Below are 12,278 nucleotides of genomic sequence, written 5' to 3' on the forward strand. Positions count from 1 at the left end.
TAACCTGAGGATAGCCCTCTCCCCGCTCGCGGGGAGAGGGGATTTTGGGCGGTGGAGCGCTGCGGCGAGTCCCCTTCGCCTTGCCTGCGGGGAGAAGGTGGCCGGCAGGCCGGATGAGGGGCAAATCGACGGACGCTCTTTATTCTACCCGTCCTCAGGCGGCTGCCACTCCGGTGCGGCCATTTCGAAAGCGGAAAAATCGAAACCCGGCGCAACCGTGCAGCCGACGAGCGTCCAGTCTCCGAGCGAGACGGCCGATTGCCACCAATCGGCTGGAACGAGATGCTGCGGCCGCTCGCCGTTGAGAAGGTCCGGCCCGAGTCTATGCCGCGATGCAGGCTTGTCCGGTTCGGCTATTCTGAGTTCGAGCGTTGCCCCGGCGTAGTGGTGCCAGATCTCTACCGCGTCGCGAACGCGGTGCCAATGCGATCGATCACCCTTTTCGAGCAGATAATAGATCGCCGTCGAATGACCGCGCGATCCGCCGTCCGCATCGCGGAAGGTTTCGGCATACCAGCCACCTTCCGGATGCCTGGCGAGCCCCAGCGTTTCGATGATCGTTGCCGCCGTCATCTCCCGCGGGGCGCTCATCAGAAATTGTCCTTGCGCTTGCGGATCTCGGCGAAGACGGCGGCATCGCTCGCCTTCTCCATCCCGAGACGAGCGCGGATTTTCGGATCGCCGGCGCGCAAGAACGGGTTCGTCCTTTTCTCGAGGCCGATCGTCGTCGGCGCAGTGAAGCCGCCGTCCGAGCGGGTTTCCTCGATCTCGGCGGCGCGGTCCTTGAGCGCCGCGTTTTCCGGATCGATCGTCACGGCGAAATGGGCATTCGAGAGCGTGTATTCGTGGCCGAAATAGACGGACGTGTCGTCGGGAAGCGCCATCAGCCGGTTCAGCGATTGCCACATCGTCTCGGCCGTTCCTTCGAACAACCGCCCGCAGCCGAGCGCAAAGAGCGTGTCGGCGGCGAAGAGCAATTTGTCTTCGGGCAGATGAAAAGAGATATGCCCCGCGGTATGTCCCGGGGTTTCGATCACCTCGACCGGATGGCCGGCGAAGTCGAAGCGTTCGCCATGGCTTACTTTCCTGTCGATGCCCGGAATCTTCGATGCCTCGCCCTTCGGTCCGATGATCGTCACGCCGAAGCGCTCCTTCAGGCCCACATTCGCCGCCACGTGGTCTCCGTGGTGATGGGTGGTCAGGATGTGGGTAAGCCGCCAGCCACGCCGCTCCAGCGCCTCGAGGATCGGCTGCTCCTCCGGCGCATCGATCGACGCCGTCGCGCCGCTTTCGGGATCGTGGATCAGCACACCGAAATTGTCGGTACGGCAGAGGAAGAGGTCAAGTTCGAGCGCGGCCATGGCTTGGTTCTCCCATTGGAGCATGCGGCAGGTCCAGCCGAATGTAGCGGGCCTCGCCTTGAAGTCTACCGTTCCAAGGCTAACATGTTGCGCATGCATACAGATATCGTCGATCTCCGCCAATTCTATCATTCCGAGCTCGGCCGGATGGCGGAACAGGCCGTCAGCATGGCGCTCGCTTCCGTCTGGGCAAGGCTGCCGGAAGAGCGGTTGGTCGGGCTCGGCTATGCGGTTCCCTATCTGGAGCGTTTCCGCGCCGATACCGAGCGGACCTTCGCCTTCATGCCGGCCGGCCAAGGCGCGGTGAACTGGCCGGTTGCCGAGCTCTCCTCCACGGCACTCGTTTTCGACGAGGAGTTGCCGCTGCCGGATGCCTCGATCGACCGGGTGCTGATGGTGCATGCACTGGAATTCGCCGAAAGCCCGCGCGAGACGATGAAGGAGATCTGGCGCGTCCTCGCTCCCGGCGGGCGGCTGGTCATCGTGGTGCCGAACCGCCGCGGCGTCTGGGCGCGAATGGAGCACACCCCCTTCGGCTCGGGGCGGCCCTATTCGCGGGGGCAACTGACGGCGCTATTGCGCGAGACGAACTTCACGCCGGGAGCCAGTTCCGAGGCGCTCTTCTTCCCGCCTTCCAGGAGGAAGATGATCCTGCGCCTGCGTCACGGCGTCGAGCGTTTCGGTCGCTCGCTATGGCCTGTCTTTTCCGGGGTGATCATCGTCGAGGCGCAGAAACGGCTCTATCAGGGATTGCCCGTCGCCGCCCGCGCTTCCCGCCGCGTCTTCGTTCCGGTGCTCGCACCGCATGGTGTGCCGAGCACCCGCAGTCGAGCGACGAAGACGCCGTGAGCTATTTCGGTTCTGATTGCCCCTCATACGCCTGCCGGTACCTTCTCCCCGTTCTGACGGGGAGAAGGGACAAGCGGCGGCCACTCACTCTAACCGTCAGCGTGTGCGCGCAGTCTGGCAGAGCGTCGCCGCGAGTCCCCCCTTCGCCCCGCTCGCGGGGAGAAGGTGCCGGCAGGCGGATGAGGGGCAAAATAAGCCACCGACTTTTGGTTCGCCCGCATCCAGGCCGCCACGTCGCACTCGACAAATTTGCTCCGCCCCGGTATTGGCTGGACCGCATTCTTCCCCGCGAAAGCCGATCCGATGAACCTTGCCTTGAAGAGCCCTGAGCCACGTCCCGGCATTCTGGACATCGCCGCCTATGTGCCCGGCAGGGAACGTGCGCCGGGCGTGGCGAAGGTTCATAAGCTGTCGTCGAACGAGACGCCGCTCGGCGCGAGCCCGCGTGCAATCGAGGCATTCCAGCGGACGGCGTTCAACCTCGAGCGCTATCCGGACGGGCAGGCCCGCGTGCTCAAGGAGGCGATCGCCGCGGTTCACGGTCTCAACCCGGCCAATATTCTCTGCGGCAACGGCTCGGACGAACTGCTCGGACTCCTCTGCCACACCTATCTCGGTCCCGGCGACGAGGGAATCGTCACCGAGCACGGATTTCTCGTCTACAAGATTCAGATCACGGCCGCGGGCGGCACGCCGGTGACGGTCAGGGAGGCGGATGCGCGCGTCGACGTGGACGCGATCCTCGCTGCTGTCACCGAGCGGACGAAGATCGTCTTCATCGCCAATCCGGCCAACCCGACGGGGACCTATATCCCCGTCGACGAGGTGCGGCGCCTGCATGCCAGGCTATCGGCCGGCGTTCTGCTCGTGCTGGATGCGGCCTACGCCGAATATGTCCGGCGCAACGATTACGAGGCGGGAATCGAGCTGGTTTCGTCCAACTGCAACGTCGTGATGACGCGCACCTTCTCGAAGATCCACGGCCTCGCCGGCCTGCGGATCGGCTGGATGTATGCGCCGCGCCAGGTCGTCGAGGCCGTGGACCGCGTGCGCGGTCCCTTCAACCTCAATGCGCCGGCGATTGCGGCAGGCGCGGCGATCCGGGACCAGGCCTTCCTCGCCGCGGCTGTCGAACACAACCTCGTCTGGCTGGCCAGGGTGAGTGAAGCGCTGACGGCGATCGGGCTGCGCATCACGCCGTCGGTCACCAACTTCGTGCTCATTCATTTCCCGGAAACCGGTGCCAAATCGGCCGAGGAAGCGGATGCATTCCTGACCGGCCGCGGGTTTATCCTGCGTGCCGTCAGCGCCTACGGCTTTCCCAATGCGCTGCGCATGACCATCGGTTCGCAAGAGGCGAACGAGGGCGTGATCGCGGCGCTAACCGAATTCATGGGACGGAAATGATGGCTCAGCAGTTCGAAACCATCGCCCTTATCGGCATCGGCCTGATCGGCTCGTCGATCGCGCGGGATATCCTCGACAGGCAGCTTGCCGGAACGATCGTCGTTGCCACGCGCAGCGAAGCCACCTTGAAGCGCGCCGGTGAGCTCGGCCTCGGGCATCGCTACACGCTTTCGGCCGCCGAGGCGGTGAAGGATGCCGATCTCGTCATCGTCTCCGTGCCGGTCGGAGCCTCGGGGGCTGTGGCCGCCGAAATCGCCGCGCATTTGAAGCCCGGGGCGATTGTCACCGATGTCGGTTCGACGAAGGGCTCGGTGATCGCGCAGATGGCTCCGCATCTGCCGGATACCGTGCATTTTGTGCCCGGTCACCCGATCGCCGGTACAGAGCACTCCGGTCCGGATGCGGGCTTCGCCGGACTTTTCCGCGGCCGCTGGTGCATCCTGACGCCCCCTCCGGGCACGGACGAGCAGGCAGTCGCCAAGCTCAGGCTCTTCTGGGAAGCGCTCGGCTCGATGGTCGATGAGATGGATCCGGAGCATCACGACAAGGTGCTGGCGATCGTTTCGCACCTGCCGCACATCATCGCCTATAACATTGTCGGCACGGCGGACGATCTAGCAACCGTGACTGAATCCGAGGTGATCAAATATTCGGCCTCGGGCTTCCGCGATTTCACCCGTCTTGCCGCCTCCGACCCGACCATGTGGCGCGACGTATGCCTGCACAACAAGGATGCGATCCTCGAGATGCTGGCGCGGTTCTCCGAGGACCTCGCCTCGCTGCAGCGTGCTATCCGCTGGGGCGACGGCGACAAGCTGTTCGATCTCTTCGCCCGCACGCGGGCGATCCGCCGCTCGATCATCCAGGCCGGCCAGGATACGGCGATGCCGGACTTCGGCCGGCATGCCATGGACCAGAAATAGACCTGACCGCCCGGTTCAAAGGGCGGGCAGTACACCGATCGGAACGAAAGCCAGGAAGGCGGTGCCGTCGCGCACATTGAGCTTGACGGTCGCCTCGTTCTTGCCGGCCGCGAGCGCCGCCAACACGTTGGCGATGTTGTTGATGAGGTCAGCCTCCTCGGGGACGGCTTTCACCAGGTTCTCGCGCCAGGCGTCGATATTCACCAGGGTCAGGGAGAATTCGCCCGAAAGAAGCCCCTGGTCGTCGACCGAGAAGGGCCCCGAGAGCTTGGCGTTCATTCCGCTCCCTGCGTCCAGCGTCAATTGGCGCAGTTCGCCTCTTGTGCTGCGCAGCATGTGCGGGGCAATCGTGCCGCCGCGCAGCCATTCGGCCTTGCCGGTGACCTTGAGATCGGCGGCGATGTTGGCCGGTGGGGCGAAGCTCGGACCTTCCTCTGGGCGCAGATCCAGCTTTTCCACGCTGAGCGCCGCGTCGAGATCTTCGCCGTTCTGGCGCAGATGGATTTCTCCGTGGCTTGCGCCGAAGCCCACGCCTTTGCCCATTTCTGGCGAGCGGACGGTACCGGTCAGATTGTCATAGGCAACCGACGTACGGTCGATACCCGAGAACGTCGCTGCGAGACTGGCATGGAGGAGCGTCCAATCGGCGGACACGGAAATGCCGGGCGAGACCCGGATTTCGGCGGGGCCGTCGAGTTCGACGACGGCGCGTCCCGGCTGGTAGACCTGTGCCGCCGTCCTCAAGGCTCCGAAGGATGCGGACGCGCCGTGGCGAGTGTCGTCGAGGCGCACCTTGTTGCAGAAGAGGCCGATCCGGAACGGAAAGCCGCGCACCTCCAGGTCGGTGCATTCGCCGCCGAGCCCGCTTGCCTGCTTTTCCGCCAGATAGGCCGGCAGCCGTTTTTCGATCTGGTCGGCGGCCACGAACCACGCGCCGGAATAGATGCCGGCGACAAGGATAATGCCCGTTGCAAGCCACAGAAACTTCCTGCTGGCGGGCCGTCCCTTGGCGACCTCGGTGACCGTCATGGTATCGCGTACTCCACTTACTCAGTCGAAGCGGTTCTTCGGGTGGCCGCTTCGTTCGCGCAACGGCACGTGAAGGGTCTTCCTTCCGCGCCGTGTCGTTGTTCTCAAGATGTTAGGGCAAGATGAAGGCGGAAAACCGCTTCACAGCTCTTATCATCCCGCTCTAGAAAGTTTTGGTCGGCCGCTCCTATTGCCAAGGGTGATTCGGCGATGCGGCACCATCGATTGAATGGCAGCGGATATGGACGAATTTTGGGTCTTTGGCTACGGGTCGCTGATGTGGAATCCGGGCTTTCGCTTCGAGGAGAAGCTGACGGCGCGGGCCTTCGGCTATCGCCGCTCTCTTTGCGTCCGTTCCTGGGTGCATCGCGGCACCGAGCGGCGTCCCGGCCTCGTGCTCGGACTCGACTATGGTGGCTCCTGCATAGGCATGGCGTTTCGCGTCGCCTCCGCCGAAAGGGTGGGAGTGACCAATTATCTGCGTGAACGCGAACTGGTCACGCATGTCTACAAGGAGCGGACCATGCCGGTGCAGCTCTCCGACGGTCGCCGTGTGCCGGCGCTTGCCTATGTGATCGACCGCAATCACGTGCAATATGCCGGTGCGCTGAGCGCGGAGGCGGCCGCCGCGACGGTCGCAACCGCGGTGGGCAAGTCGGGAAATAACCGGGAATACGTGCTCAACACGCTTGCCCATCTGAAGGAAATGGGCATCCGCGACCATTGGCTCGAGGAAGTCGCCGCCAATCTTACGGCCGGCGCAGCAGCTTCGGCTCAGGCCTGATCGGCCCCGAGCTCAAGCAAGCGCTGTTTGGCCGTCGGCGGCAGCGGCAGGTGCGGATTGGCCTTGACGGTCTCGATGAGGAGCTCGTCGCTTGCAGCCTCGGTCACCTTCACGAGTTTCGCCAAAAAGGCGTCCGGATCCATGCCGGCTTCGATGGGCGGCAGGACACGCACCTTGAAATGGCCGGGGAAGCGCAGGAACTTGCGGCGCGGCCAGAAGAGCCCCGGATGCATGGCGACGGGGACGACCGGCACCTGCAGGTCGCGGTAGAGCCGGGCAATCCCGTATTTATACTCCGGCGGGGCACCGGGCGGACGCCGCGTGCCTTCCGGATAGATGATCAGTTGACGTCCGGTCGCCATTTCTCGCTTCGTGCGATCCATGACTTCCGTCATCGCCTTGCCGCGTGCGGCGCGGTTTACCGGCACCATACGCTGCTTGATAACGTACCAGCCGAAAAGCGGAATCCAGGTGAGTTCGCGTTTCAGGATGTAGAACGGATCGTCGAGCCAGGGGAGAAGCGCATAGGCGTCCCAGAAGGACTGGTGCTTCGGCGCGAAGATGTAGGCTCCCTTGGGGACGTTCTCGAGACCCTCGATCTCGAAGGTGGTTCCGACGATCTTCTCCATGAGCCAGTGGTTGCTGCGCACCCAGTTCTTCGGCACGAACCAGGCTTTCTTGCGCGGCAGAAGAAAATAGACCGGGGTCAGCACGATCATCTGGACGATCAGATTGGCATAGAAGACCAGATTGAAGAGGATCGAACGCAGGATGATCATCAGGCAGGCTCTCGATGGGAATGCGACGCCGACCGCGAGACGGCAGGCCGTTCCGCTGCCTACACGAAACTCGCACAGAGGAAAACAGTTCTTGCAAGATCCAAGCGCGCTACTCTTCCGCCGGGGGCGATCGCGAGGCATCGAGCCTGGAGCCGTTCGCCAGTCGTGAACTTGCAAACTCCCGCACCGACGCGACCGAATATTTCGCGAATTCGAGCAGAATGGCTTTGATGAAAAGCGGATTGCGCAGCCAGTTTGATGTCTTCAGATCCGAATTGACGACCGGATAGGCAATGAACTTCGTGTCCGGCCGAACGCGGCGCAATTCGAGAAGGCTGCGCGGCATATGGTAGTTGTTGGTCACGACGAGGACGCTCCTGTAGCCGCGATCGTGGATCCACTGCCCGGCTTCGGTTGCGTTACCGATCGTGTCGACCGCTTCATGGCCGATATCGACGCAGCACTTGAAGAGGTCCGCTGAGCTTTGCGTGTTGCGGCGTATCTGGCTGCCGGTCGTCGCCGGATTGACGCCGGAGATCAGAAGCCGCTGGCCGGCGCCGGACTTCAACAATTCGACCGCCTGGTCTATCCGCTGGAAGCCGCCGGTCAGCACGACGATCGCATCCGCCTTCGGCACGTTCGGCGGCTGCAGCGAGGCGACCGTATCGGCGAAGTGGAGGAAGCCGGCCACGAAAATAGCGAGAAAGGCGAGCAGCACGAAAAAGCCGCGCCGCAGGATTTTGCGCAGCAGGCTGCGAGACCGGCGGCGGCGCGCGGCCCTGTCTCGCCATTTGCCCCTCTCGGCCATTCCGCTCCCGCGAAGCTCCTCACCCGACATGATTCTCTCACATAGCCGCCGATTGCGGCAGGGGATAGATCGGTTAAGGGAGATTCACGGTTTTGGGGGGTCCATGGACGGCCCTAACCCGCATCGCTTTCGATCCAGCTGACGCGACGCGCTTTAGTCCTTTTTTATGCATGTCGCTTCCCCAACCGCCGCACACTTTTGGGCGACATGCATCAGCCCTGATAGGTATCCGTACGGCCCGGATCCGACCGGATCAGGTCGATTTCGTAAATTGTTCGCGTGACGGTCAGCCGCGCCGTCAGCGTCGTCAGGAGGGCAATGACGATGATGATCGCGAAGATGCCCAGATAGCCGGTATAGCCGATGGCGAAGGTGCCGAAGAGGGCGGTCGCCTGGTCCGTCTCGGGGGTGGCGAGCGTCCGAGATTGCCAGAAGCTGGCAACGGCGAAGGACAGCGCCGCAAGCAGCCCGCCGGCGCCGGCGCCCTTGAGGCTGATTCTGAGGAAGTGCTTCTGAAATTCGGACGCCACGAAGCTCGCCTCCGCCCCGACGAAGTGCAGCACCTCAACGATGTGGCGATTGCCGGACAGCGCGCCGCGCGTGGCGAAGACGACCGTGAGTACCATGGCGGAAAAAACGAGCGCCAGCACGCCGGTCCCGATCATCGTCGTGGTGTTCGCCATGGCGACAAGCCGGTCGACCCAGGTGCGGTGATCGTCGAGGAAGGCTTCCGGGATCGTCTCCGTCAGCGCCTTGCGCATGGCGGCAAAGTCCGGAGGATTGTTTTCGTCGATCGTTATGACGATGAGCCGCGGCACCGGCAGTTCGTCGAGGTCGAGGCCGCCGCCGAGCCAGGGTTCGAGAAGCCGGGCCGTTGCGGCGCGGTCGATGATGTTGCCGCCCGTCGTACCGGGGAAGGTCAAGGCAAGATCGCGTGCGTCGGCGAGCGCTTTCTCCATGTCCAGGTTCTCGTCCGGCTTGATCTGGATGGTGATTTCGCGAGAGATCTGCGACTGCCAGCTTTGCGCCGTCGCCCGCACCATGCTGACGCCGCCGAGCGTAAGGCAGGCGAGGAAGGACATGATGGCAATGACGCACATCAGGGCGTGGCCGGAGACATTGGCCGAGGGCACGATCGGCCCGGTCGGGCGTACGCGCATCTCAGTGCGGCGCTGCTGCGGCGGGTCGGGGTCGCGGCGGAGGCGGTGCTCATTCATAGATATCAAGCCGCCCCTGTGAAAGGATCATCCGCCGGGCCTCGACCTGATCCATCAGCGACAGGTCGTGGGTCGCGATCACCACGGCGGTGCCAAGCCTGTTCAGTTCAAGGAAAAGGTTCAGGAGCCGTCTTGCCATCGGGGGATCGACATTGCCGGTCGGTTCGTCGGCGAGCAGGATTTCCGGGCGGTCGATCAGCGCCCGGGCGATCGCGGCGCGCTGTTTTTCGCCGCCGGAAAGCACCGGCGGAAGCACGTTGATGCGCTCGCCAAGGCCGACCCATTTGAGAAGTTCGAGCACGTCGGACCGATAGCTCGTCTCCTCCTTGCCGCGCACCCTGAGGGGCAGCGCGACGTTCTCGTAGGTCGTCAGATGGTCGAGAAGGCGGAAGTCCTGGAAGACGATGCCGATGCGGCGGCGCAGCATCGGAAATTCCTCGCGCGGGATGGAGGAGATGTTGCGGTCGAACATGCGAATGAGGCCGCGCGTCGGCTTCAGCGAAAGAAACAACAGCCGCAACAGCGTCGTCTTGCCGGCACCCGAGGGGCCGGTCAGGAACTGAAAGGACCGGCGCGGAATGTCGAAGGTCAGGTCCCGGAGGATTTCCGGTCCCATGCCATAGCGCAATCCGACATTCTCAAAATGAATCAACGGGACAGCCCAATCTCTCGTCACAATACCTCGACATCCGCCGCAACCGGCCCTTCGCGCATCCGGCGCAGGTGCCTCTCGCCGGGCGCACGAGGCTCTCTGCAACGCTTCGAACTGCGGTGCCGATCGAAAGACCATGCAGTAGGACAGCGCGCCTGCCAAGGCAAAACCGAGTGCGGAACCATGGTTAAGCGACGGTTAATGTCTCAGGAAAAGATGCCGCTTTCGCGGCTCTTTCCGAAACATTAACCATTTCGGTTTACGTGTCGTCAGGATTTGATGCAATGCCCTGTTTCTTGCAGGCGTATTGCCGCAGCAAGCTTGGCGCGCCCCCTGCATGTTTCCTTAGATCGGAGCCGATCTACGGACAAAAAACATGCAGCACTTAAAGTGCTACAGCGACCCTTGTGCGTCTGACAGGACGCGCGGCGCTGTAGAGAGCGCGGCACTCCGAGGGGAGGGCCCCATGCAAGCATTTCGCACGAGGACGGCCGGTATCGACCTCATTCCGCCGGAGCGCGTGCCGCGCTCGGACATTCCTGCAGGCAGGAGCCTCGACTATATCGACGTCGAGTTCGAGACCTTGGCGCCCGGTCCGCGGCGCAGCCCCTACCCCGTCTTCAACGACAACCGGCGATCGGCCGCGAGGCCGCGTCCGACGATCATTCGGAGTGGCGCCGCAGCCCGGTTGCTGGCGATTGCGGAGGCGAGACTGCGCGCGATGCCGGCGCGGCGCTTCGCCGGTCTCGCCGCCGGACTTGGCTTGACGGCGTTCCTATTGATGGCAGGGCTCGGTGATCACGGCGAGGCTGACGCCCATCCGCTCGCCATCCAGGGCGTCACCACCTCGCTCGACTATAGCGGCGGCATGCGCGTCCTTTCCGTCTACGGGGCGATCGACAACCGCACCGACCTCGAACAGCGCCTGCCGCCCATGGTCGTCGAAGTCATGAGCAACGGACGGGCTGTGACGGCGTCGCGCCTGATGCCGGAAGGCGCCGCCATCGCGCCCGGCGAAAGCCGCCGCTTCGTTACTCGGCTGCCCTATGCGGGTGGAAAAATGCCCGACGTCACCGTTTCCTTTGCGGAAAACAGTGTTTCGCCTCGCTGATTGTGCTAATCGGCCCTCGACGGAAGGGCAGGGGTTCTTCCGACGGCATGTTTCCTTAAATCGCAGCCGACTTAAGGATGAGACATGCAGCAAATCAAAGTGCTACAGCGAACTTTTTTGCGTCTCGAAAGACGCGCCGCGCTGTAGGAAATGGGAGACCCGTCATGGCCGTCGTTCGCGGCAAGAACATCGAGATCCTCTACAGCCCCGAGGCGATCGCCGCTCGCAACCGAGAGATGGCGGATGAGATCATGCGCGGGCCGCACAAGGATCTCCTCGTCATCTCGATCCTCAAGGGCTCCTTCATTTTTGCGGCCGATCTGATTCGCGCCATGCATGGGGCCGGGCTCGCGCCGGAGGTCGAGTTCATCACGCTTTCAAGCTACGGCACCGGGACCGAATCCAAGGGCGTGAAGATCACCAAGGATATCGACAGCGACGTGCATGATCGCGACGTGCTCTTGATCGACGACATTCTCGAATCCGGGCGGACGCTGCGCTTTGCCAAGGACCTGCTCTACGAGCGCGGCGCTCGCAATGTCACGATCGCCGTGCTGCTCGACAAGCGCATGAAGCGCCGCGTCGACCTGGAGGCGAACTATGTCGGCTTCGAATGCCCCGACCATTTCGTGGTCGGCTACGGCATGGATGTCGCCTATGCCTTCCGCGAACTTCCTTACGTCGGAGTCGTTACGGGCGACGCCGAGTAGCCCCTCCTCTCTTCCTCAGGACCACGTGGTAATCGGATTTTCGGCCCATCCTTGCTCTTCATGAGCGAGGATGATCCGAGACTTCTACCTGGCGGCGCCAGATGCTGAAAATCGATGTGATCGCGTTTACCGAAAGCAAACGAAAAGCTGTTTGGTTGGAACGGTGTCACGGCCGCAGGCGGCGGGGATACGTATGTTCAACGACGTGGAGCGTCGTCTTGTGATGACGCCGGCGCTCTATGAGAGCGAACACGGGAGGCCATGATGGCGAAAATCCTGATTACCGAGGATGAGGATGCCTTGCGCTCGTTTGTGGCGCGGGCCCTGCAACTCGATGGACACGAAACCGTCGAAGCCGGAGACGGAGCCGACGGGCTAGCCCGGCTCAAGGACCAGCGCTTTGACCTGCTGCTTTCCGATATCCGCATGCCCGTCATGGACGGCATCGCCCTTGTGCATCACGCATCGGCTGCCTTTCCCCAGCTCAAGATCTTGCTGATGACGGGCTTCGCCGAGCAGCGCGAGCGTGCCGACGATCTCTCCGGCAAGATCGTGGATGTGATCTCGAAGCCGTTCTCCTTGCCTGACATCCGCAAGGCGGTCGCGCACGCTCTGGCAGCCTGAGGCTTTCCTGAGGCCCTGCTCGGC

General features: G+C 63.2%; 14 protein-coding genes. 7 read left to right on the plus strand and 7 right to left on the minus strand.

What is annotated here, in order from left to right; genetic code table 11:
• Positions 1 to 144 precede the first annotated feature (144 nt).
• The gene (locus AU381_RS01430) at positions 145 to 591 is read right to left on the minus strand and encodes a cupin domain-containing protein (protein WP_064240046.1); all 447 of its coding nucleotides are present in this window, start codon (positions 589 to 591) and stop codon (positions 145 to 147) included.
• Positions 591 to 1,361: a hydroxyacylglutathione hydrolase gene (gene gloB / locus AU381_RS01435; protein ID WP_064240047.1), complete on the minus strand. Its 771-nt coding sequence runs from the start codon at positions 1,359 to 1,361 to the stop codon at positions 591 to 593. Before gloB ends, AU381_RS01430 begins: the two co-directional genes overlap by 1 nt.
• An 84-nt stretch (positions 1,362 to 1,445) precedes the next feature.
• On the opposite strand from gloB, the gene AU381_RS01440 reads away from it, so the two are divergent.
• The 3 genes from AU381_RS01440 (at position 1,446) to AU381_RS01450 (ending at position 4,540) form a co-directional block, all read left to right on the plus strand.
• Complete coding sequence (locus tag AU381_RS01440; protein WP_064240048.1) at positions 1,446 to 2,210, plus strand: class I SAM-dependent methyltransferase; 765 nt, start codon at positions 1,446 to 1,448, stop codon at positions 2,208 to 2,210.
• Positions 2,211 to 2,513: 303 nt separating this feature from the next.
• A complete protein-coding gene (hisC, locus tag AU381_RS01445; RefSeq protein ID WP_064240049.1) occupies positions 2,514 to 3,617 on the plus strand; it encodes a histidinol-phosphate transaminase in 1,104 nt (367 codons plus the stop codon).
• Entirely contained in the window at positions 3,614 to 4,540 is a 927-nt protein-coding gene (locus tag AU381_RS01450; protein WP_064240050.1) for a prephenate/arogenate dehydrogenase family protein, read from the plus strand. The genes hisC and AU381_RS01450 overlap by 4 nt, the downstream gene beginning before the upstream one ends.
• 15 nt (positions 4,541 to 4,555) lie before the next feature.
• Here AU381_RS01450 and AU381_RS01455 read toward each other — a convergent pair whose 3' ends face one another.
• A complete protein-coding gene (locus AU381_RS01455) occupies positions 4,556 to 5,569 on the minus strand; it encodes a DUF2125 domain-containing protein (RefSeq protein WP_064240051.1) in 1,014 nt (337 codons plus the stop codon).
• Between the two features lie 229 nt (positions 5,570 to 5,798).
• On the opposite strand from AU381_RS01455, the gene AU381_RS01460 reads away from it, so the two are divergent.
• Positions 5,799 to 6,353, plus strand: a complete 555-nt coding sequence (locus tag AU381_RS01460; protein WP_064240052.1) for a gamma-glutamylcyclotransferase — start codon at positions 5,799 to 5,801, stop codon at positions 6,351 to 6,353.
• On the opposite strand, the gene AU381_RS01465 is transcribed toward AU381_RS01460, so the two are convergent.
• The 4 genes from AU381_RS01465 to ftsE all read right to left on the minus strand — a co-directional run bounded on the left by AU381_RS01465 (position 6,344) and on the right by ftsE (position 9,773).
• Complete coding sequence (locus AU381_RS01465) at positions 6,344 to 7,132, minus strand: lysophospholipid acyltransferase family protein (protein WP_064240053.1); 789 nt, start codon at positions 7,130 to 7,132, stop codon at positions 6,344 to 6,346. The two genes, AU381_RS01460 and AU381_RS01465, sit on opposite strands and share 10 nt — an antisense overlap.
• Positions 7,133 to 7,241: 109 nt before the next feature.
• Positions 7,242 to 7,940, minus strand: coding sequence for a YdcF family protein (locus AU381_RS01470; protein ID WP_064240054.1), 699 nt, complete (start codon positions 7,938 to 7,940; stop codon positions 7,242 to 7,244).
• Positions 7,941 to 8,152: 212 nt separating this feature from the next.
• Positions 8,153 to 9,157 (minus strand): cell division protein FtsX, encoded by a 1,005-nt coding sequence (locus AU381_RS01475; RefSeq protein ID WP_064240055.1) that lies wholly within the window; start codon positions 9,155 to 9,157, stop codon positions 8,153 to 8,155.
• Positions 9,150 to 9,773, minus strand: coding sequence for a cell division ATP-binding protein FtsE (gene ftsE / locus AU381_RS01480; protein ID WP_234782359.1), 624 nt, complete (start codon positions 9,771 to 9,773; stop codon positions 9,150 to 9,152). The genes AU381_RS01475 and ftsE overlap by 8 nt, the downstream gene beginning before the upstream one ends.
• Positions 9,774 to 10,275: 502 nt before the next feature.
• Here ftsE and AU381_RS01485 point away from each other — a divergent pair.
• From AU381_RS01485 to AU381_RS01495, 3 genes are all read left to right on the plus strand, one after another.
• Positions 10,276 to 10,920, plus strand: a complete 645-nt coding sequence (locus tag AU381_RS01485) for a hypothetical protein (protein WP_064240056.1) — start codon at positions 10,276 to 10,278, stop codon at positions 10,918 to 10,920.
• Between the two features lie 164 nt (positions 10,921 to 11,084).
• Positions 11,085 to 11,630: a hypoxanthine phosphoribosyltransferase gene (hpt, locus tag AU381_RS01490; RefSeq protein WP_064240057.1), complete on the plus strand. Its 546-nt coding sequence runs from the start codon at positions 11,085 to 11,087 to the stop codon at positions 11,628 to 11,630.
• A 264-nt stretch (positions 11,631 to 11,894) separates the two neighbouring features.
• Entirely contained in the window at positions 11,895 to 12,254 is a 360-nt protein-coding gene (locus AU381_RS01495) for a response regulator (RefSeq protein ID WP_064240098.1), read from the plus strand.
• Positions 12,255 to 12,278 lie beyond the last annotated feature (24 nt).

The sequence above is a fragment of the Sinorhizobium glycinis genome, from assembly GCF_001651865.1.
GTDB lineage: Bacteria > Pseudomonadota > Alphaproteobacteria > Rhizobiales > Rhizobiaceae > Sinorhizobium > Sinorhizobium glycinis.